The following is a 21,539-nucleotide window of genomic DNA, read 5'->3' as shown; positions in this document are numbered from 1 at the left end:
GGGGTACAGAACAACAGGGCCGGTATTTATGACGGCGGAGTTTGCCATAAACACCGGCATTTCGCCGCAATTGCAGTGGGCCCGGTGGGCGCCGGCTTGCCGGCGAAGGGGCCTTGGAGCCTTGAGTTGCCCACGCAGACACCTTCGCTGGGGAGCCGGCGCCTGCATGGGCTCAGGCTTCGACCTGGCTCCACTGCTTGTTCAGGCGTTTGTCGGAAATCGGCACCTTGGTCCCCAGTTGCTGGGCAAACAAGGACACCCGGTATTCCTCCAGCCACCAGCGATACAGCTCCAGTTGCGGGTCGCGCTTGCCTTCCTGGGCATGCTTCTGCGCCCGGGTCTGGTACTGGCTCCACAGGCCCGCCAGCTCAGTGCTCCAGACCCGATCCTTCTGCAGCTGGCTGCCGAGTTTCTCGAAACGCAGTTCCACCGCCTTGAGGTAGCGCGGCAGTTCCTTGAGCCACAGGGCCGGGGTTTCCCGGACAAAACCCGGGTACACCAGATTCGCCAACTGCGACTTGATGTCGTTGAGGGCCACCGCCTGGGCCAGGTCGATCTTGCCCTTGAAGCGTTTTTGCAGGCCGTGCCAGAGCTTGAGAATCTCCAGGGTCAGGCGCGCCAGACGCTCGGCGTGCTCGGTCCAGGCGCCGCGCTTGCGCTCGGCCAGGGACGCCAGGCCCGCGCCATCGCGAGGCAGCGAGGCTTCGCCGTCGAGGATGCAGCTGTCGAGGCTGGCCAGGAGGATGTCCTCCACCAGGGCATCGACCCGGCCCAGTTCACGGTACAGCAGGCCCAGCTCAGTCAGCCCCGGCAGCTTGCCACGCAGGAACTTGGCCGGTTCGGCCAATTGCTGCAACAGCAGGCGCTGCAGGGCCCGGCGATGCTGGAACTCGGCCTCGGCGGCGGTGGAGAAACGCCCTTCCTTGACCGTCCCCGCCTCTTCCACCAGGGCCGGGTACACCGTCATCGACAGTCCGGCGATCTTCTGCTGGGTCTTTTCCGCGACCGCGGCAAACACACGGGCCTCCACCGGCTGCTGGCTCTTGGCGGTTTGCGGCACGGCCAGGGCGGCCTGGCTGGCTTCGGCAAAACGCGCGGTCAGTTCGGCCAGGTCGCGACCTTCGCCAAGGAACTTGCCCTGGGCGTCGACGATTTCCAGGTTCATCCGCAGGTGGCTCTCCACCTGCTGCGCGGCTTCGTTCCAGGCCTCGTCGCTGACCCGTGCACCGGTCATGCGCAACAGCTCGCGGCCCAGGGCCTGGGGCAACGAACCTTCGGCGAAGACCATGCGCTGCAAGGCCGCCTTGACGAAGTCCGGCACCGGCACGAAGTTTTTGCGCAGGGCCTTGGGCAGGTTGCGCACCAGGGCGATGCACTTGGCCTCGATCAACCCCGGCACCAGCCATTCCAGGCGTTCGGCGGGCAGCGCCGGCAGCAGGGGCGCCGGCACCCGCAGGGTTACGCCGTCCCGGGGGTGGTTGGGCTCGAAGTGATAACTCAGGGCCAGTTCCAGATCGCCAATATGCAGGGTGTCCGGGTACTGCTTGGCGGTGACTTCACTGGCCTCGCGGGCCAGCACGTCTTCTTCGCGCATGATCAACAGCTGCGGGTTCTTCTGGCTGTGGACCCGGTACCAACTGTCGAAGGTCGCGGTCTGGTGGATCTCCGCCGGCAGGCGCTCGTCGTAGAAGGCGAACAGGGTTTCCTCGTCCGCCAGGATGTCCCGGCGCCGGGCCTTGGCTTCCAGGGCGTCGAGCTGTTCCAGCAACTGGGTGTTGGCGCTCAGGCACTTGGCCTTGGACTGGATCTCACCGCGCACCAGGGCTTCGCGGATAAACAGCTCGCGGGACACCACCGGGTCCACTGGCCCGTAATGCACCGGCCGACGGCCGACCACGATCAGCCCGAACAGGGTGATCTGCTCGTAGGCCACCACCTGGCCACGCTTCTTCTCCCAATGGGGTTCGAAGTGGTTTTTCTTTACCAGGTGGCCGGCCAGGGGCTCGATCCAGTCGGGCTCGATCTTGGCCACCATGCGCGCATAGAGCTTGGTGGTCTCCACCAGCTCGGCGGTCATCAGCCATTGCGGGCGCTTCTTGCCCAGGCCCGAGGACGGGTGAATCCAGAAACGTCGCTGCCGGGCACCGAGGTAGTCGCCGTCTTCGGTCTTCTGGCCGATCTGGCTCAGCAGGCCCACCAGCACTGCCTTGTGCAGTTTCGGGTAGTCCGCCGGTTCCTTGTTCAGGCTCAGTTGCAGGTCGCGGCAGATCAGGCTCAGCTGCCGGTGCGAATCGCGCCATTCCCGCAGACGCAGGTAATTCAGGAAATTCTTGCGGCACCAGTTGCGCAGCGGGCTGGCGGTCAGGGCCTGGCGCTGCTCTTCAAAGCCGCGCCACAGATTGACCAGCCCGGCGAAGTCCGAATCCACGTCCTTCCACTGCGCGTGAGCCTGGTCGGCGGCTTGCTGACGCTCCGGCGGACGTTCGCGAGGGTCCTGGATCGACATGGCACTGGCGACGATCAGCACTTCCTGCAGGCTGCCGAGCTTGGCCGCTTCGAGCAGCATGCGGCCCATGCGCGGGTCCACCGGCAGCCGCGCCAGTTGCCGGCCCAGGGGCGTCAACTGACTGTTGCGGTCCACTGCCGAGAGTTCTTGCAGCAGGTTGAAACCGTCGCTGATGGCCTTGCCATCCGGCGGCTCGATAAACGGGAAGGCGGTGATTTCCCCCAGGCGCAGATGGAGCATCTGCAGGATCACCGCCGCCAGGTTGGTGCGCAGGATTTCCGGATCGGTGAACTCCGGCCGGCCGAGGAAATCTTCCTCGCTGTACAGGCGCACGCAGATCCCCGGCTCGACCCGGCCACAACGGCCTTTACGCTGGTTGGCGCTGGCCTGGGACACCGCCTCGATGGGCAGGCGCTGGACCTTGGCCCGGTAGCTGTAGCGGCTGATGCGTGCAGTGCCGCTGTCGATCACATAGCGAATGCCCGGCACGGTCAGCGAGGTTTCCGCAACGTTGGTCGCCAGCACCACCCGCCGGCCCGGGTGGGACTGGAAGATCCGCTGCTGTTCCGCCGGCGACAGGCGCGCGTACAGCGGCAGGATCTCGGTGTGTTTGAGCTGAGCCTTGCGCAGCATGTCCGCGGCGTCGCGAATTTCCCGCTCCCCCGGCAGGAACACCAGCACGTCTCCGGGACTGCGGCGTTCGCTGCGCTCGTAGGCGGCGATTTCATCCAGGGTGGCGAGGATCGCCTGGTCCACCGTCAGGTCGTCCTCGACCCGGTTGCCCTCCTCGTCCTGCTCCAGGGTCAGGGGGCGATACCAGGTTTCCACCGGAAAGGTGCGGCCAGAGACTTCGACGATCGGCGCGTTATCGAAGTGCTTGGAGAAGCGCTCCAGGTCGATGGTGGCCGAGGTGATGATGACCTTCAGGTCCGGACGCCGAGGCAACAGGGTCTTGAGGTAACCGAGGAGGAAGTCGATGTTCAGACTGCGCTCGTGGGCCTCGTCGACGATGATCGTGTCGTAGCGCTCCAGGTAACGGTCGTTCTGGGTTTCCGCCAGCAGGATGCCGTCGGTCATCAACTTGATCAGGGTGCTGGAGTCGCTCTGATCCTCGAAACGCACCTGGTAACCCACCAGCGCCCCTAGGGGCGTGGCCAGTTCTTCGGCCACTCGGCTGGCGACGCTGCGGGCAGCGATCCGCCGGGGCTGGGTATGGCCGATCAGACCGTACTGGCCGCGACCGATCTCCAGACAGATCTTCGGCAACTGGGTGGTTTTGCCCGAGCCGGTCTCACCGGCAATGATCAGCACCTGATGCTTGAGCAGCGCCTCCTTGATCTCGTCGCGCTTGGCGGCAATCGGCAGGCTGTCGTCATAGCGGATCAGCGGCACGCTGTCGCGCCGCGCCGTCACCAGGTTGCACGACGCCTGCATTCGCTCCAGCCACTGGGCGAGCTTGGCCTCGTCGGGCTTCTTGCGCAGTTCAAGCAACTGCCGGCGCAACCGGTGGCGGTCGGCGAGCATGGCTTGATCGAGGTTTTTCAACAGTTGGTCGATTGCAGGCGATTCGGAAGTCATCAGGTACGCAAAATGTCGTCTATGTAGGCAGGGCGCGATTGTCGCAGAAAAGCGCAGGCAATACGTAGGAGCCGGCGTGCCGGCGAAGGCGTGCTCACGGGCACCTTCGCTGGCACGCCGGCTCCTGCACTTCTATTCGTCTTCCAGGCCTTTGCGCCGGTAAGGGAAGACATCGATGATCTTGCCAGCGCGGATGGCGTCCTGCAGGCCCTTCCAGTAGTCGGCGTTGTACAGCTCGCCGTGCAACTGGTCGAACAGCTTGCGCTGGCCGGCATCGGCGAACAGGAACGGCGGGAACTCCTCGGGGAACACGTCGTGGGGGCCGATGGAATACCAGGGCTCGGAAGCCATCTCGTCCTCCGGCGTACGGGGCGCCGGAATGTGACGGAAGTTGGCTTCGGTGAGGTAGCAGATCTCATCGTAGTCGTAGAACACCACCCGGCCGTGACGGGTCACGCCGAAGTTTTTCAGCAGCATGTCGCCGGGGAAGATGTTGGCTGCCGCCAGTTGCTTGATCGCCAGGCCGTAGTCCTCCAGGGCCTCGCGGACCTGATCCGGGTTGGCGTGCTCCAGGTAGAGGTTGAGCGGGGTCATGCGGCGCTCGGTCCAGCAGTGGCGGATCAGCACGGTCTGGTCTTCCACGGCCACGGTTGACGGCGCCACCTCCAGCAGTTCCTCAAGGCAGGCCGGGTCGAACTTGCTCAGGGGGAAGCGGAAATCGGCGAACTCCTGGGTATCGGCCATGCGCCCGACCCGGTCGACGCTTTTCACCAATCGGTACTTCTCGATCACCGTGGCCCGGTCGACGTTCTTCGACGGCGAGAAGCGGTCCTTGATGATCTTGAACACGGTGTTGAAGCCCGGCAGGGTGAACACGCTCATGACCATGCCGCGCACACCGGGAGCCATGATGAAACGGTCATCGGTGCTGGCCAGGTGGTTGATCAGCGCGCGGTAAAACTCCGACTTGCCGTGCTTGTAGAAGCCGATGGAGGTGTACAGCTCGGCGATGTGCTTGCCCGGCAGGATGCGCTTGAGAAAGCCGATGAACTCCGCCGGCACCGGCACATCCACCATGAAATACGAGCGGGTGAAGGAGAAGATGATCGAGACATCGGCTTCGTCGGTGATCAGCGCATCGATCTGGATGCCCCGGCCTTCACGATGCAGCAGCGGGATCACCAGGGGCCATTGCTCTTCGTGGGTGAAGATACGCCCCACCAGGTAAGCGCCCTTGTTGCGGTAGAGCACCGAGGAGAACAGCTCCAGGGTCAACTCCGGGTCCTTGCACACCCAGTCCGGCAGGTTCTCCCGCAGTTGCGCCTCCAGGCGCCGCAGGTCCCCCGGCAGGTCGGCGTAGTCCTCGCTGAAGCGGTAGTCGGCGAACACCTGTTCGAGCATCGCCGGCAGGTTGCCCTTGGGGTGGTAGCTGCGGGTCTGCGCGGCCCGGGCCCGGCGCAGGCTGGGCCGGGTGGTGTGGATGAACATGCAGCCGTCGCTGATCAGGTCATGGCTGAACAGCCCGCAGAAGATCGAGTTGTACCAGGTCTCGGACAGCTCATCGTCAAAACGCAGGTCGATCAGGCTGATGTAGGCGCTTTTCACCAGGGGCCACTGGCCGACATCCATCAACGCATCGTCGCTGAAGGACTGGTGCAACCGGGCCACGGTTTCCCCGACCTTTTCCTCATACAGGTTGATCCGCGCCGCCGAGGCCCTCTGCGCTTCCTGCCATTGCGCCTGCTCGAAGCGTTGCCGGGCACCGTCGGTGATCTGGCGAAAATGCTCGCGGTAGTCGTCGAAGCCATCGAGGATCATTCGAGCGATATCGGCGGCGGGCCATGGCTGCGGCATAAGTAGACCTCTGCGGGAATTTACGATGCCAGAGCTTAGCCAGTGAAACGGCTTGAGGAGAAGCGTATTTTTGTGATCAAGCGTACGCTGGAAAATGACCCGGCAGTCGCCCTGCTCCCCAGGCTTGTGTGGCGGATCGTGGGACACAACAAACCCAGTGCCAGGTTTCTTCGCCCTGTGCGCCAATAAGGTTTGCCATGCCCGCCAGCGCTGGGCAAGATCCCCGCCCTCAAACCGAAGGATCCTTCCGTGAGACTTGTCGATCTCCTGCGTCTGTTGTCGCTGGCCGCCATCTGGGGCGCGAGCTTTTTATTCATGCGCATCATCGCCCCGGTGCTGGGCAGCGTACCCACGGCGTTTTTCCGGGTGTCGATTGCCGCGCTCGGGCTGCTGGTCATGCTGGCGCTGATGCGGGTCGACTGGAATTTTCGCGGCAAGCTCAAGACCGTGTTGCTGCTCGGTGTGATCAACTCAGGCATACCGGCAACGATGTATTCGGTGGCAGCCCAGGTGCTGCCTGCCGGCTACTCGGCGATCTTCAATGCCACCACGCCCTTGATGGGGGTGTTGATCGGCGGGCTGTTCTTTCATGAGCGGCTGAGCCTGAGCAAGATCGCCGGCGTCTGCCTGGGCTTGTTCGGCGTCGGCATCCTGACCCGCGCCGGCCCCGTGGCCTTCGACCATGAACTGCTGCTGGGCGCCCTGTCCTGCCTGATGGCCACCACCTGCTACGGCTTTGCCGGCTTCCTCGCGCGGCGCTGGCTGGATCAGGCCGGCGGCCTGGACAGTCGCCTCTCGGCGCTGGGCAGCATGCTCGGTGCCACCCTGCTGCTGTTGCCCCTGTTCGCCTACAACGCCATCAGCCAGCCGCCAGCCAGTTGGGGTGGCTGGAGCGTGTGGCTGTCGCTGCTGGGCTTGGGGCTGGGCTGCACGGCGTTTGCCTATGTGCTGTATTTCCGTCTGCTCAGCGCCATCGGTCCGGTGCGATCAATGACCGTGACCTTCATGATTCCGCCGTTCGGCGTGTTGTGGGGGGCCTTGCTGCTGGATGAGCCGCTGTCCATGGCGCATCTGTATGGCGGCGCGCTGATTGGCGCCGCCCTGTGGCTGGTGCTGCGGCCCACGGTCACGAGCAGCGCCCGCTGACCCGTGGCTCTTGTGGCCACGGCCAGCGCGGGTCGTGTAGCCGCTGCCGCAGGCTGCGAACGGCTTGGGCGGCATTGCGACGCAGCAGACGCGGCCATCTGGCGCCCGCACAAGGTTCGGCAGCAGACCGTCAAGCAAGGCCCTGCGGGCCTTTTCGCAGCCTCGCCGGAGCTCGGCAGCGGCTACGGAGCCTAAAGCGCGGCGTTGCTCATTTCGCCATCCACCAGACGCCGAATACCCAACGGGTTGGCATTGCGCAGGGCTTCGGGCAACAGCGCGTCCGGGTAGTTCTGGAAACACACCGGCCGCAGGAAGCGCTCGATCGCCAGACTGCCCACCGAGGTGCCCCGGGCATCGGAAGTGGCCGGGTAAGGCCCGCCATGAACCATGGCATCGCAGACTTCGACCCCGGTCGGATAACCGTTGAGCAACAGCCGACCGACCTTGTCCTGCAGGGTCTCGGTCAACCAGCGATGCTCCAGCAACTCCGGCTCCTCGCCGATCAGGGTCGCGGTCAGTTGCCCGCGCAGCCCCTGCAAGGCCGCCGCCAGCTCGCTCCAATCAGCCACTTCGATGACGATGCTGGCTGGGCCGAAGACTTCCTCCTGAAGCCGTTCATCCCCCTCCAGCAACAGGCTGACATCAGCCTGGAATAGCTGAGCCTGTGCCTGGGCGCCCTGTTGTGGCCGACCCGCCAGGTGCCGCAGGCGGGGATGCTGGTGCAAGGCTTCAACACCCTGGCAGTAGCTGGCCAGCGTGCCGCTGTTGAGCATGGTCTGCGGCGCCTGCTGGTCCATCTGCGCGCTGAACGCTTGGAGAAAGGCGCTGAACTGCGGCGAGCGCAGGCCGATGATCAGGCCCGGATTGGTACAGAACTGACCCGCGCCCAAGGTCACCGAGCCCGCCAGTTCGGCGGCGATCCGCGCGCCCCGGACCCTGAGTGCCTCGGGCAGCAGGATCACCGGGTTGATGCTCGACATCTCGGCGAACACCGGGATCGGCTGCGGCCGGTTCGCAGCCATCTGACACAAAGCGTTGCCGCCCTTGAGGGAGCCGGTAAAGCCCACTGCCTGGATCGCCGGGTGCTTGACCAGCCACTCCCCGACCCCGGCGCCGTAGATCATGTTGAACACCCCGGCGGGCATCTCGCTGCGCTGCGCCGCACGGATGATCGCGTCGGCCACCCACTCGGCGGTCGCCATGTGTCCGCTGTGGGCCTTGAACACCACCGGGCAACCGGCGGCCAGGGCCGCAGCGGTGTCGCCACCGGCCGTGGAAAACGCCAGGGGAAAGTTGCTCGCACCGAATACCGCCACCGGGCCCAGGCCGATATGGTACTGGCGCAAGTCCGGGCGCGGCAGCGGCTGGCGCTCGGGCAAGGCGCGATCGATGCGTGCGGCATAGAAGTCACCCCGACGCAGGACCCTGGCGAACAAGCGCAACTGGCCGCTGGTACGCCCACGCTCGCCCTGGATACGCGCAGCGGGCAAGGCGGTTTCCCGGCAGACGGTGGCGATGAAGTCATCCCCGAGACGATCCAGTTCATCGGCAATGGCATCGAGAAACTGGGCGCGCCTCTCGGCGCTGAGGTTGCGGTACAGCGGGAAGGCCTGCGCGGCGGCCCGGGCCGCAGCATCCACTTCTGCCGCAGTCGCCTGGAAGAAGCTTCCCGGCAGGGCTTGGCCACTGTCGGCATCCAGGCTGTGCAGTTGCACCTCGCCCTGTGCGCTGCGGCCGCCGCCAATGTAGTTGTGTCCAGACAAGCGAGTCATGAGGCATTCCTTGACCGGCGCCAGGGGCCGGTGATTGAAGGTTTACAGGGCACGCACCTGGCCGATGGCCAAGGGCTGGGCGCTTTCGCCGATGGTGTTTTCCAGGGGCGCACCGAAGGCTTCGAGGCTGATCTGGAAGCGGTCGCCGGGCCGCGTGCGCACCCCATCGGCAAAGGACAGGGTGGCGGTGCCGAAGTAGTGCACATGGACGTCACCGGGACGCAGGAACTGCGCGTACTTGAAGTGGTGATATTCGAGGTTGGCCAGGCTGTGGCACATGTTGTCCTCGCCGCTGAGAAACTCCTTTTCCCAGAGCACTTCAGCGTCGCGGATGATGCGGCTGCGGCCCACCAGGTGCCGGGGCAGTTCGCCGACCCGCAATTCCGGGCCATAGGCGCAGTAGCGCAGCTTCGAGTGGGCCAGGTACAGGTAGTTGCGCCGCTCCATCACATGGTCGGAGAACTCGTTGCCTAGGGCATAACCGACGCGGTACGGCAGGCCATCCTCGCCGATCACATAAAGGCCGGTGAGCTCCGGCTCCTCGCCGGCATCCTCGGCAAAGGGCGGTACAGGAAAATCGCCGCCGGGAGGTACGACAATGCTGCCGTCGCCCTTGTAGAACCATTCCGGCTGGGCTCCCACTTGCCCGGCTGCGGGCTTGCCGCCTTCCAGGCCCCATTTGAAGATGCGCATGGTGTCGGTCATGCCGGCTTCCACCCCAGCGTCATGCTGGTGCATCTTGTCCCGGGCCGAGGCGCTGCCCAGGTGGGTCAGGCCGGTGCCGCTTATCAGGCAGTGGGCCGGGTCCTCATGGTCCAGGGGCGGCAACACCCGGCGCTGCTGCAGCAGCTGTGCATAGTCCGGCCCCGGATCACTGCCACGCCGTTGCGCTTCCTGCTGCAGAGTGCGCTGGTTGCGGATCGCCGCCAGGGCCAACTCTCGGGTGCTGGCGGTGTTGCGCAATACTCGCAGTTGCTGCTCTTCGATCACCCCGACCTGACGCTGACCGGTGCTGCTGAAAAATTGAATCAAGCGCATGTTCGCTCTCCCACAGGTCTGCACAGCGCCGCCCGCAAGCGGCGCCCGAGGCTTATTCGATGATGTTGAACTCGCTCAGGTAATCTTCGGAGATTTCCAGGCCCAGGCCCGGTTTGTGGTCGTCGAGCTGGATGTAGCCCTTGACCGGCTGCGGCTCGCCCTTGAACACGTAATAGAAGAGTTCGTTGCCGACCTCGACGTCGAACACCGGGAAGAACTCGGCCATCGGCGAGGCCGTGGTGGACAGGGTCAAGTGGTAGTTGTGCATCTGCCCGGCATGGGGAATCACCGGCACCGACCAGGCTTCGGCCATGGCGTTGATCTTGCGCGCGGCGGTGATGCCACCGACACGGTTGGTGTCGTACTGGATCACGTCGACGGCACGACGTTCCAGCAGGTCCTTGAAGCCATAGGAAGTGAACTCGTGCTCGCCGCCGGAGATCGGCATGATGCCCATCTTCTTCAACTCGACGTAGCCTTCGAGGTCATCGGCGATCACCGGCTCCTCCAGCCAGCGCGGCTCGAACTCCGCCAGCTTGGGCAACATGCGCCGGGCGTATTCCAGGGTCCAGCCCATATAGCACTCAAGCATGATGTCCACGTCCGGGCCGACCAGTTCGCGCAGGGCGCGTACCTGCTCGATGTTGCGGCGCATGCCGAGCGGACCGTCCTTGGGGCCGTAGCCGAAGCGCATCTTCAGCGCGGTGAAACCCTGGTTGAGGTAGCCCTGGGCCTCTTCGAGGAACAGATCGAGATTGTCATTGGCGTAGAGCTTGGAGGCGTAGGTCCAGATCTGGTCCTTGGTGCGCCCGCCGAGGAGCTTGAATACCGGCTTGTTCACTGCTTTGCCCATGATGTCCCAGAGGGCAATGTCGATCGCCGAGATGGCCGCCATGCCGATGCCCTTGCGCCCCCAGGCGTGGCTTTGACGGTACATTTTCTGCCAGATGTATTCGTTGTCGAAAGGGTCCTCACCGATGGCGATCGGGGCCAGGTAGGTGTCGATGATTTCCTTGGCCACCCGCGGCGCCAGGGCGCAATTGCCTATGCCCACCAAGCCGTTGTCGGTTTCCACTTCCACCACCAGCCAGCCGTGGAAACGGAACGAGCCCATGGCATCGCCACGCTCGAAGAGGATGTCCGTGGCGTTGGTGCAAAAGTGCGCCTGGGGTGGCACGACTTTGCCTTTCCACTCGAATACACGGGTACGGATCGCGGTGATTTTCATCAGGAGGTTTTCCTTGCAAGGCGTGGGTAGTGATCAGCCGACCTGGGCCGGTGTGAGCTGTTTGGGAGTGGTCGGGGTGTGCCGGGTATTCAGGCGTGACAACAGAATGGCGCCGAGGATGCCGACCAGGGCCAGGGCGAACATCCCCGCACGCGGGTCGGCAAACTGGGTTTCCATCAGGGTCTTGAGGTTCGGCGCGACAAAGCCGCCGAGGTTGCCGATGGAGTTGATCAGGGCGATGCCGCCGGCCGCCGCGGCGCCGCTGAGGTAGCCGGTGGGAATGGTCCAGAACAGCGGCTGCACGGCGACAAAGCCGGCGGCGGCGAAACAGAAGGCCAGGACCACCGGCACCATGCTGCTGCCCAGCGCCGAAGCAGCGATGCCCAGGGCGGCCATGCTCAGCATGACCACCGCCAGGTGCCGGTGCTGACCACTGCGGTCGGCATAGCGAGTCACCAGACGAGTCACCAGCAAGGCGCAGATCCACGGAATCGCGGTGATCAGCCCGACGCTAAGGCCGACGTGGCCATCCAGCAGCCCGGCGACGCGTGTCGGCAGGTAGAACACCACGCCGTAGACGCTCATCTGGATGGTGAAATAGGCCAGGCAGAATTGCAGGACCCGGCGGTTGCGCAAGGCACTGAAGAAGCCGTGGGGGCTGCTGTCCTTTTTCCTCGCGTCCTCTTCGGCCAGGGCCTCATGCAGCGCCTGCTTCTGCTCGTGGCTCAACCAGCGTGCATCGCCGGGACGATCCACCAGGTAAAAGTAGGCGGCGACGCCGACGACCGAGGCCATCAGGCCCTCGACCACGAACAGCCATTGCCAGTTGGTCAGGCCGAACACGCCGTGGAACTCCAGCAACCAACCCGACAGCGGGCTGCCCAGGACCAGCGCCAAGGGCAGACCGAAATAGAACAGCCCCAGGGCCTGGCCCCGGCTCTGGGCCGGGAACCAGTAGGTGAGGTACAGAATGATCCCCGGGAAGAAGCCGGCCTCGGCCACGCCCAGGAGAAAGCGCAGCACATAGAAGGTCTGGGCGTTGTGGGCGAACATCATCGCCGCCGACACCAGGCCCCAGGTGACCATGATCCGGCACAGCCAGACCCGCGCACCAAGGCGATGCAGCATGTAGTTGCTGGGCACTTCGAAGAAGGCGTAGCCGATGAAGAAAATACTCGCGCCAAAGGCGAAGGCCGCATCGCCGAGGCCGGTATCGGCTTGCAATGCGGCCTTGGCGAAGCCGACGTTGGAGCGGTCGATAAAGGCCAGGATGTACATCAGGATCAGGAACGGCAGCAGACGCAGCCGGCTTTTGGAGATGGCGCTGGCGAGCGCCAGCGCGGAATCTGGACGAGTCATGTGGATGTTCCTTGAGTGCCGATCATGCCTTGCGCAAGGGACAAGGCGGGCTTCTTGTAGTTGTTCGATCGCTTGAGGGAGTCGCTGGCAGCCGCTCAATCGATGGGGCGACTTTAGCCAGCGCCGACAGCACCGGCTAATCACTTATGGGTATCCAGCGATAACCACCGATGATCGCAAGAGACCTTTTATTGCCTTTCAGGGTTATCAGAGAGAGCGCCTGCCTTTCGCCAGCCAGCCGGCTCCTGCAGCCATGCCGGCCCAGGCGTTCCGGCAAACGGCGGATGCCAGAAAGCATTCCCATGCCAGGGCATGGGAATGCGCGAGCAAGCAAACGGCGCGATCAGTGGCGGTGGGCGCCCATGCGGCAGGCAATCTCGAAGGCCTGGCCAATGGCGCCGGCATTGGCCTTGCCCTGCCCGGCAATATCGAACGCGGTGCCGTGGGCCGGCGTGGTGATGGGAATGGGCAAGCCGCCCTGCACGGTGACGCCACGGGAAAAGCCCATGAGCTTGATCGCGATCTGCCCCTGGTCGTGGTACATGGTCACCACCGCGTCGAAGGCACTGGCGTCGCCCTGGACCTTGAGGAAGATGGTGTCAGCCGGATAAGGCCCGTCAGCGCCGATACCCAGGGCCTGGGCGTTCTTCACTGCCGGGCCGATGATATCCAGCTCCTCGCGACCAAAAGAGCCATGGTCGCCATTGTGCGGATTGAGACCGCAGACGCCGATGCGCGGCCGTGCCAGACCATTGCGTTTGAGGGCCTGGTCGATCAGTTGGATGGCCTCCAGCACTCGCGCCTGGCTGAGCAGGCCCGGCACCTCGGCCAGGGCCACATGGGAGGTCACCCGTGAGGTCCAGAGGTTGTCGAGGACGTTGAACTCACAGAACGGCCCGTGGAAGCCCAACCGCTCAGCGAACCAGTGCAGCTCATCGCTGTGGGCCATACCGGCCATGTGCAGCGAGGTCTTGTTCAAGGGGCCGAACAGCACCGCGTCAGTGGTCCCGTCGCGGGTCAGGCCCAGGGCCACTTCGAGGGTGTCAAGGCAATAACGCCCACCCACGGCGCTGGCTTGGCGGCGCGCAAACTCGCCTACTGCATTGCCGCGAAAATCATAGAACAGCGGCGTGTCGTCAGTGAACGCCAACGACTCCAGGGTACTGACCTTGCGATAGGCAAACTCGCACCCGGCGATGTCCATGCCGCGACGCATTTCTGCTTCATCGGCAATCAGGATCACCTTGGCCTGGGCCCGCACCTGGGGCTGGCTCAACAACCGGGCAATGAGTTCCGGGCCGATGCCAGCCGGGTCGCCCAGGACCATGGCGATGGTGCTCTTGCTCATGCTTCACTCCTTGCAGGTTCAGGCTCGGGGCGCGCATCCACGCCCGGCTCGCAACGGAAGAGCTGTTGCGCATTGCTGTAGAACAGGCGCTGCTGATCGGCCCGTGGCAGATCGGCGACCCTGTGTTTGAAATTGTTGTAATGCATGCAGCGCTCGACTGGGACAGCGCCACGTTGGGGGCAACTATCGAGGCCTTGGAGATAACCGTCTAATCAAAACTTGAGATACACCGATAGCTGGAAGATATGCCTACAAGGGATTCAGAGAACTCCGAAGCTCTAGGGTATTTTCCAACCAACTTTCACAAAAGGCTCTGAACCGCCTGTTTCAGCGTCTTCCCTGCTGCGCCGCCCCGTCGATCTATAACCCCAGGCTATCGGTGTATCTCATGTTTTGAGTAGACGTCGTGCCACCGGCTTCCCACACTCGGTTCCAGGCTTGCGGCCTCAGGCCACGGACAAGCCACTCATAACAACGACAAGAACCAGAGGCTCTACCATGCGCTCAACCTTCGTTCGTCGCACGTCACGCCTATTGCTCGGCGCCAGCCTGCTCTGCGCCCTGCCCGCCCTGGCCTGGCAGCCGGAAAAGAACGTCGAGATCGTAATCGCCGGTGGCCCCGGAGGCGGCACCGACCAACTCGGCCGACTGATCCAGTCAATCATCACCACCCACAAGCTGCTGGACGTCAACACCGTGGCCCTGAACAAGGGGGGAGGCAACGGCGCGGAGGCCTTCCTTGACCTGAAGATGGCCCAGGGCGATCCAGGCAAGCTGGTGATCGGCACCAACAACATCTACTTGCTGCCGCTAGTGGCCAAACTCGGCTACCAGTGGCAGGAGCTGACGCCAGTGGCCGCCCTGGCCGAGGACGACTTCATCCTCTGGACCTACCAGGACGCGCCCTGGAAAGACGCCAAGGCTTTCTATGAGGCAGTCAAAACCGAGCCGAAGCTGCGCATGGGCGGCAGCCAGTCCAAGGACGTCGACCAGACCCTGACCCTGCTGCTGAACCGCACCATTGGCAGCAAGCTGACCTACATCCCCTTCAAGAGCGGCAGTGAGGCGGCCACCCAGTTGGCGGGCAAACACATCGCCAGCAACGTCAACAATCCCGCAGAAAGCATCAGCCAATGGCGCGGCAATCAGGTCCGGCCACTGTGTGTGTTCAGCCGCGAGCCCATGCAGTACACCGACAAGGTCGCCGGCGAACGCTCCTGGTCAGACATTCCCACCTGCCACTCTCAAGGCCTGGGGATCGACCAGTACCGCTTCCCGCGCACCGTGTTCATGCCCGGCGGGGTCAGTGCCGAGCAGCGGGCGTTCTACGTCGAGCTGCTGCGCAAGGTCACCCAGGCTCCGGAGTTCAAGGCCTACGTGAGCCAGAACGCCCTGGTGCCGACCTTTCTCGAAGGCGAGCCACTGAACGCCTACATCGAGCAGGACACTGCACGGGTGACCCCGGTCTTCAAGGAAGCCGGCTGGCTGCGCGACTGATCCCGCGGGCGGCCCCGTCCCGCCTGAGACTCAGGCAGGGCCGCTGCCGCTCGCCCTTTTTTCGGAGGTGCAAGCATGTCCCATTGCGCAAATTCATCATCACTCCTGGGCACCCGCTGGGTCGAACTCGGGCTGGCCCTGTTCACCGCCCTGATCGGCGCCGCGGTGATGCTCGGTAGCCTCGAACAAGGCATCGGCTGGGGCGACGCCGGCCCCCAGCCTGGGTATTTCCCGTTCTACATCGGCCTGCTGCTCAGTGGCGCCAGCGCCGCCAACGCCCTGCTCACCGGGCTGCGCTGGCACGCCCTGGGCCTGGCCTTCGTCAGCCGCAAGGCGTTCGTCCAGGTGCTCTCGGTGTTCATTCCCATTGCCCTGTTCGTTGCGGCCATGCCGTTCACCGGCATCTACCTGGCCTCAGCGCTGTTCATCGCCTGGTTCATGTGGCGCGACCGGTTGCGGGCCCGGCCTTATGGCAGATGGATGATCAGTGGCGTGTCCTTCGGAGCAGTGCTGGCCAGCTACCTGATCTTCGCCCTGTGGTTCAAGGTGCCGCTGGATGCCGGGCCGCTGGGCGACTGGTTGGCCCTGGCCGGGAGTCGCCTGAAATGAGCGAATTCGACTCCCTGCTGCAAGGCATGAACCTGATCCTCACCCCCGGCCATATCGGACTGATGGTGGTGGGCGTACTGCTGGGTATCCTGGTGGGAGTGCTGCCCGGGCTCGGCGCGCCCAACGGTGTCGCTCTGTTACTGCCGCTGACCTTCAGCATGACGCCGGTGTCGGCGATTATCCTGCTTTCGTGCATGTACTGGGGGGCGTTGTTCGGCGGTTCGATCACCTCGATCCTGTTCAACATTCCCGGTGAGCCCTCATCGGTGGCCACTACCTTCGACGGCTACCCCATGGCCCGCCAGGGTCGGGCGGCCGAGGCCCTGACCGCAGCCTTCAGTTCGGCACTGATCGGTGCCCTCTGCGGCGTGCTGCTGCTGACCTTCCTGTCGACGCGGATTGCCGAGTTCGCCCTGTCCTTCAGCTCACCGGAATTCTTCGCCGTGTACCTGCTGGCGTTCTGCACGTTCATTGGCATGAGCAAGAACCCGCCGCTAAAAACCCTGGTGGCGATGATGCTCGGCTTCGCCATGGCCGCGGTGGGCATGGACACGGTGTCGGGCAACCTGCGACTGACCTTCGACCAGCCGATGCTGATGACCGGCATCAGCTTTGAAGTGGCGGTGATCGGTCTGTTCGGCATTGGCGAGATCCTCTGCACCGTGGAGGAAGGCCTGGTGTTCCGTGGCGAGCACGCGCGGATCACGCCGATGATCATCCTGCGTACCTGGGCGCGCTTGCCGCGCTATTGGCTGACGCTGGTGCGCAGCACCCTGGTGGGCTGCTGGATGGGCATCACACCCGGCGGCCCCACCGCAGCCTCGTTCATGGGCTACAGCCTGGCACGGCGCTTCTCCAGGCACCGCGAGCACTTCGGCAAGGGTGAGATCGAAGGCGTGATCGCCCCGGAAACCGCCGACCACGCTGCTGGTACCAGCGCCCTGCTGCCGATGCTGACCCTGGGCATTCCCGGTTCTGCCACCGCCGCGGTGATGCTCGGCGGGCTAATGATCTGGGGCCTGCACCCGGGGCCGACGCTGTTTGTCGAGCAGCACGATTTCGTCTGGGGCCTGATCGCCAGCATGTACCTGGGCAACGTGGTCAGCCTGATCGTGGTGCTGGCCACCGTGCCGCTGTTCGCCTCGATCCTGCGAATTCCTTTCTCGATCATTGCGCCGATCATCATCATGGTCTGCGCCATTGGTGCCTACTCGGTGCACAACGCCTTCTTCGACGTGGTGCTGATGCTGGGCTTCGGCGCCCTGGGCTACCTGTTCAAAAAGCTCGGCTACCCCATCGCGCCGTTGGTGCTGGCGGCAGTACTGGGAGACAAGGCCGAGGATGCCTTCCGCCAATCGATGCTGTTCTCCGACGGGCAATTGGGGATCTTCTGGTCCAACCCGCTGGTGGGCAGCCTGACCACGGCGGCGCTGATTATGCTGTTCTGGCCCCTGCTGTCTACGGCCTTGCAACACGTGGTCAAGGGCCGCTCGCAGGGTCCGGCCGACAGTCATTCCTCCCCTTGAATGCTACTCCTGGCAACGCCTGGCATTTATTGTCAGGCTTGCCGCTGCCTCTTACTGCGAGCCCGGCCCTATGACCAAGATTCCTGATGCCAACATGATTCACAGTCGCCTGCGCCTGCGCCAATTACGACTGATGCTGGCCCTGCAGGAGTTCGGCTCTCTGCGCCGCACTGCGGACAACATCGGCATGACCCAGCCAGCCGCTACCAAGATGCTCCATGAGGCCGAGGACCTGCTGGGGGTCGAGCTGTTCGAACGCCTGCCTCGGGGCATGCGCTCCACGCCCTTCGGCGAGACGGTGATCTACTACGCCCAGATGGTCTTCGCCGAACTCAGTGGCATGCGCGAGGAACTGGTAGCCCTGGAATCCGGCAACCTCGGGCGGGTTGCGGTGGGGGCCATTCCAGCCCTGGCCTCAGGACTGCTGACGCGGACCATCGCGACCCTCAAGCAGAGTCACCCCCGGCTGTCCATGAGCATTCAGGTAGACACCAGCGATGTGCTGGTACAGGCGTTATTGCAGGATCAACTGGACATCGTCCTGGGCAGGATCCCCGCTGGCGCACGGGCCGAGGAACTGCTCTTCGACAGCCTGGGTGAAGAGGCCCTGTGCGTGATCGCTGGGGCGCAGAATCCACTGGCACAAGCCACGCACTTGAGCTGGGCACAATTGCAGAACGAAACCTGGGTGCTGCAACAGCATCCCAGCCCCATGCGCTCGATCATCAACCAAGTGTTCCACAACGCCCGGGTCGACATCCCCAGCAGCATCGTCGAGACCACCTCGATCATGACCTTGCTGTCCCTGGTGCAGCAGACCGACATGATCGGTGTTACACCGGTTTCGGTAGTCGAGGACTATCCCGGGCGTCACCTGTTGGCGGTGCTGCCGATCCAGTTCGAGGCGCGGTTGCCGCCCTTCGGGTTGATCACCCGGCGGCACCGCATCCAATCGTCGGCGATGCAGGCCTTCATGAACTCGGTTCGCAAGGAACATGGGTTGAACCGAGACTGAGTGCCAGCAAGGGGCCCTATGGAACGCTCAGGGTAATCAGGTAAGTGCCGGAGGTCACCGCCTTGCCGGACTGATCGACGAAGGCGTACTGCTGGTCGTAGTAACGGCCCTGGGAACCACTGTCGGCCAGGAGCTTGAGCTTGACCGCGGAACGATCCACCGCACTGACACTGGTCCCGACCCGGGTCACATCAATCACTCCACCCCGTGAACCCTGAGGGCACTGGCGCAGACTCAAGCCTGTGCTGGCAGCGCTGGACGCGCAATTGGACTCGACGATACTGCCGGTAAAGCGGATGACCCCCTGTGCCACGGGAGCAGCGGCGAAACAACTGCTCGACAGTCCCAAAAGCAAACCGAAAGCGGTTGAAGCGAACGTTGCGTTCATACTGACTCTCCTTTGTTTAAGGACTATGTCGTCAGTCTAGGTACCGGCTTTAGCTTTTAAGGTTTGTCTGATGGACTAATTTGGAATACCAACAAAAAAGTCTAAGCATCTGGTTATCAAAAGAACCTTGAGGGTTCGCTTCAGTCGCTCATTACGTGCACATACAAGGTTTGAAATCAGACCTTTATTGACCGGCAAAGAACTACACGACGATAGTGGCATCTAGCCACTATTCATGCTTATAGTCGATCATTAATTGAATCAATAATGGGTAAAAGCGACCGAGCATTGCGCTCGGCCGCAGGTCTGGACAACCACCGCGAAGATCGTCGCCCGTAACTATCAGGCGCTCTTACGGAACACGAAGACCAGGCCGACAATGATCAGGCCCATGCCCATCAGGCTCAGCCAGGCCAGACGATTGCCGAAAAAGATAAAGTCCATCAATGCGGTCACCGCCGGTACCAGATAGAACAGGCTGGTGACATTCACCAGGTTGCCCTGAGCGATCAAGCGGTACAGCAGCAGTGTGGCCAGTACCGACACCACCAACCCCATCCACAGCAGCGCAATCACGAAGCCGGCGCTGTACTCGAAGTGAAACGGCTGGAACGGCACGAACAGCGCACACAGCAACAGGCCCGCCAGGTACTGCACCGGCAGGGTGCCCAAGGGGTTGTCGGTGATGCGTTTCTGCATGATCGAACCGGCCGTCATGCTGACCAGGGCCAGCAGGCCACAGAGCATGCCGGAGACGGATATCCCCGCCAGACCGATGCCCTGGTAGACCACCATGATCAGCCCGGTGAGCCCCAGACTGAGGCCGAACAGGCGGCTCCAGGAACGCTGGCGCTCCATCAGCACCACGGTGAGGATCGGCTGCACCCCCATGATGGTGGCCATGACGCCAGGGGTGACCTTCAGGTCCAGGGCCAGGATGTAGAAGATCTGGTAGGCCCACAGCAGCACCAGGCCGGTGGCCATGGCAAAGCCCACGGCCCGGCGCCCCTGGGGCAACCTGAGCTTGAGCAGGGGCATCAGCAGCACCAGGCCCATCAGGGCGATGATGAAACGCAGCAGCAGGAAGGCAAAGGGCGAAGCCTGGGTCAGGCCCCATTTGGAGAAGATCGCGCCACTGCTCCAGAGCAGGACGAACAGGCTCGTGGAAGCCGCCGCAAGTGCGGACTTTTTGGAAATGAGCAACATGAAAACCACCTGTAATCAGGCAAGAAGCCAATTCAGCCAAGGCTGAAGTTCAGTAGTGTTTGGTTCAGGCGGGCACAGGGAACAGCAGCGATTGCTGATCAGCCCGAAAAGCCAACGCCCGGCGGTGATACGACTGCGTACACCGGCGTGCTACTGACAGGTGGGGGGTACTGACCGATCTGCACAGGCTGCTGATTCCCGCACGGCACGACGCCAGCGTTGACCGCTGAAACCACTACCGCGTTGAGAAGGGAAAAGGCCATGAGCTGATCTTTCTTGAAGGGAAAAAACCATGAGTCGGCTGACTCATCGGGCGCCGAATGTAACCGGCGTCCGATATTCATTGCAAGACTTATCCGAACAACCACTTCCACAAGACCACCAGCACCACCACCGCCAGAACCGGGCGCAGGATGCGGTAGAGCTTGGGATTGCGGCGCTTCCACTGCTTGACCACACCGCTGAAGCTGTCGCTGAAACGTTTGCTCCAGGCGTAAGCCTGGTTAATCCCGCCGACGCGCTCGTCATCAAGGTTCTGCGGCGCGGTCGCACGCCCCAACTGGGCGCTGACCCAGCGGTTGATGCGCGTCATCAACGGGCTGCTCAACGGCCGCTCGATGTCGCAGAACAGGATCACCCGGGTGGTTTCGGTTTCGTTCTTCACCCAGTGCACATAGGTCTCGTCGAACATCACGTCTTCACCGTCGCGCCAGGCGTACTCCTGACCATCGACAAAGATCCGGCAAGCGTCGGAGTTGGGGGTCGATAACCCCAGGTGATAACGCAGCGAGCCGGCAAAGGGATCGCGGTGCGGGTTCAGGTGACTGCCACCGGGCAGCAGGGCGAACATCGCACCCTTGACGTTGGGAATGGCGCTCACCAGCTCGACGGTTTTGGGGCACAGCGCGGCCGCCGACGGCAGGGGCTTGTCGTACCACTTGAGGTAGAAACGCTTCCAGCCCTTCTTGAAGAAGGAACCGAAGCCGGCATCGTTGTTCTTCTCCGCCGCGCGGATATACCCCTCATCGAACAGATGCATGGCCTCCTCGCGGATCACTTCCCAGTTATCCCGCAGGATATCCAGCTCGGGGAACTTGCTGCGGTCCAGGTAAGGCTTGGAAGGCACTCCGGAAAACAGATACATCAGCGCGTTATAGGGGGCGAACAGCGCCGAATGGTTGACGAACTGGCGCAGTACCGGCAGACGCGCTTTGCCGCGCAGATGCACGTAAAGGATGCTGCCGACGAACAGCGACAACACCGCGAACTTGGCGGCAAAGGAAAAGCTCATGCAACGACTCCTTGGAAATAGGCACCTGTGCAGGCTGTGTGGGGGAGTGTTCACCCAACCTGGCAGCCGGCAATGATAAACACTCCTGGACCCTGGAAAAACCCGCACGACTCAACATTCAGTGTTAACGGGCGTGCAACAAAGGCGCTTAAGTAGCATAAGCGGCCAGGCCATTGCC

General features: G+C 63.3%; 15 protein-coding genes and 1 pseudogene. 5 read left to right on the top strand and 11 right to left on the bottom strand.

Annotated elements, in window-relative coordinates; all coding sequences use genetic code 11:
• Nucleotides 1-172: 172 nt before the first annotated feature.
• Both hrpA and aceK read right to left on the bottom strand, forming a co-directional pair.
• A complete protein-coding gene (gene hrpA, locus WIN67_RS07620) occupies nucleotides 173-4,084 on the bottom strand; it encodes an ATP-dependent RNA helicase HrpA (protein WP_339070863.1) in 3,912 nt (1,303 codons plus the stop codon).
• 132 nt (nucleotides 4,085-4,216) lie between these two features.
• The gene (gene aceK, locus WIN67_RS07615) at nucleotides 4,217-5,938 is read right to left on the bottom strand and encodes a bifunctional isocitrate dehydrogenase kinase/phosphatase (RefSeq protein ID WP_207167239.1); all 1,722 of its coding nucleotides are present in this window, start codon (nucleotides 5,936-5,938) and stop codon (nucleotides 4,217-4,219) included.
• A 249-nt stretch (nucleotides 5,939-6,187) separates the two neighbouring features.
• Here aceK and WIN67_RS07610 point away from each other — a divergent pair, with 249 nt between their 5' ends.
• Nucleotides 6,188-7,084 (top strand): DMT family transporter, encoded by an 897-nt coding sequence (locus WIN67_RS07610; protein ID WP_170001317.1) that lies wholly within the window; start codon nucleotides 6,188-6,190, stop codon nucleotides 7,082-7,084.
• A gap of 191 nt (nucleotides 7,085-7,275) precedes the next feature.
• Here the strand turns inward: WIN67_RS07610 and WIN67_RS07605 are convergent, their stop codons facing one another.
• The 6 genes and pseudogenes from WIN67_RS07605 to WIN67_RS07580 form a co-directional block, all read right to left on the bottom strand.
• The gene (locus tag WIN67_RS07605; RefSeq protein ID WP_265074340.1) at nucleotides 7,276-8,856 is read right to left on the bottom strand and encodes an aldehyde dehydrogenase (NADP(+)); all 1,581 of its coding nucleotides are present in this window, start codon (nucleotides 8,854-8,856) and stop codon (nucleotides 7,276-7,278) included.
• A 42-nt stretch (nucleotides 8,857-8,898) separates the two neighbouring features.
• Complete coding sequence (gene araD1, locus WIN67_RS07600; protein WP_110651928.1) at nucleotides 8,899-9,894, bottom strand: AraD1 family protein; 996 nt, start codon at nucleotides 9,892-9,894, stop codon at nucleotides 8,899-8,901.
• 52 nt (nucleotides 9,895-9,946) lie between these two features.
• The gene (locus WIN67_RS07595) at nucleotides 9,947-11,122 is read right to left on the bottom strand and encodes an L-rhamnonate dehydratase (protein ID WP_102878776.1); all 1,176 of its coding nucleotides are present in this window, start codon (nucleotides 11,120-11,122) and stop codon (nucleotides 9,947-9,949) included.
• A 33-nt stretch (nucleotides 11,123-11,155) separates the two neighbouring features.
• Entirely contained in the window at nucleotides 11,156-12,481 is a 1,326-nt protein-coding gene (locus WIN67_RS07590) for an MFS transporter (protein ID WP_339070861.1), read from the bottom strand.
• Between the two features lie 343 nt (nucleotides 12,482-12,824).
• The gene (locus WIN67_RS07585) at nucleotides 12,825-13,829 is read right to left on the bottom strand and encodes a 4-hydroxythreonine-4-phosphate dehydrogenase PdxA (RefSeq protein WP_339070859.1); all 1,005 of its coding nucleotides are present in this window, start codon (nucleotides 13,827-13,829) and stop codon (nucleotides 12,825-12,827) included.
• Nucleotides 13,826-13,969, bottom strand: a pseudogene (locus tag WIN67_RS07580) (thioesterase); the annotation flags it as partial. The gene WIN67_RS07585 and the pseudogene WIN67_RS07580, both read right to left, overlap by 4 nt.
• Before the next feature lie 358 nt (nucleotides 13,970-14,327).
• Between WIN67_RS07580 and WIN67_RS07575 the strand changes: the two are divergent.
• The 4 genes from WIN67_RS07575 (at nucleotide 14,328) to WIN67_RS07560 (ending at nucleotide 18,476) form a co-directional block, all read left to right on the top strand.
• Nucleotides 14,328-15,326, top strand: a complete 999-nt coding sequence (locus WIN67_RS07575) for a tripartite tricarboxylate transporter substrate binding protein (RefSeq protein ID WP_339070858.1) — start codon at nucleotides 14,328-14,330, stop codon at nucleotides 15,324-15,326.
• A 75-nt stretch (nucleotides 15,327-15,401) separates the two neighbouring features.
• Nucleotides 15,402-15,935 (top strand): tripartite tricarboxylate transporter TctB family protein, encoded by a 534-nt coding sequence (locus WIN67_RS07570; protein ID WP_170001319.1) that lies wholly within the window; start codon nucleotides 15,402-15,404, stop codon nucleotides 15,933-15,935.
• Nucleotides 15,932-17,461, top strand: a complete 1,530-nt coding sequence (locus WIN67_RS07565; RefSeq protein WP_102878771.1) for a tripartite tricarboxylate transporter permease — start codon at nucleotides 15,932-15,934, stop codon at nucleotides 17,459-17,461. The genes WIN67_RS07570 and WIN67_RS07565 overlap by 4 nt, the downstream gene beginning before the upstream one ends.
• Nucleotides 17,462-17,531: 70 nt before the next feature.
• On the top strand, nucleotides 17,532-18,476 hold the full coding sequence (locus WIN67_RS07560) for a LysR family transcriptional regulator (RefSeq protein WP_339070857.1): 945 nt from the start codon (nucleotides 17,532-17,534) through the stop codon (nucleotides 18,474-18,476).
• A 16-nt stretch (nucleotides 18,477-18,492) separates the two neighbouring features.
• Here the strand turns inward: WIN67_RS07560 and WIN67_RS07555 are convergent, their stop codons facing one another.
• The 3 genes from WIN67_RS07555 to WIN67_RS07545 form a co-directional block, all read right to left on the bottom strand.
• Complete coding sequence (locus WIN67_RS07555) at nucleotides 18,493-18,864, bottom strand: type 1 fimbrial protein (RefSeq protein WP_339070856.1); 372 nt, start codon at nucleotides 18,862-18,864, stop codon at nucleotides 18,493-18,495.
• 342 nt (nucleotides 18,865-19,206) lie between these two features.
• Nucleotides 19,207-20,070 (bottom strand): DMT family transporter, encoded by an 864-nt coding sequence (locus tag WIN67_RS07550; RefSeq protein ID WP_339070854.1) that lies wholly within the window; start codon nucleotides 20,068-20,070, stop codon nucleotides 19,207-19,209.
• Between the two features lie 352 nt (nucleotides 20,071-20,422).
• Complete coding sequence (locus WIN67_RS07545) at nucleotides 20,423-21,361, bottom strand: aspartyl/asparaginyl beta-hydroxylase domain-containing protein (RefSeq protein ID WP_102878768.1); 939 nt, start codon at nucleotides 21,359-21,361, stop codon at nucleotides 20,423-20,425.
• Between the last annotated feature and the right edge of the window lie 178 nt (nucleotides 21,362-21,539).

Source organism: Pseudomonas idahonensis (assembly GCF_037903935.1).
Taxonomy (GTDB): domain Bacteria; phylum Pseudomonadota; class Gammaproteobacteria; order Pseudomonadales; family Pseudomonadaceae; genus Aquipseudomonas; species Aquipseudomonas danubii.
This window is presented reverse-complemented; position numbering and strand designations above follow the sequence as displayed.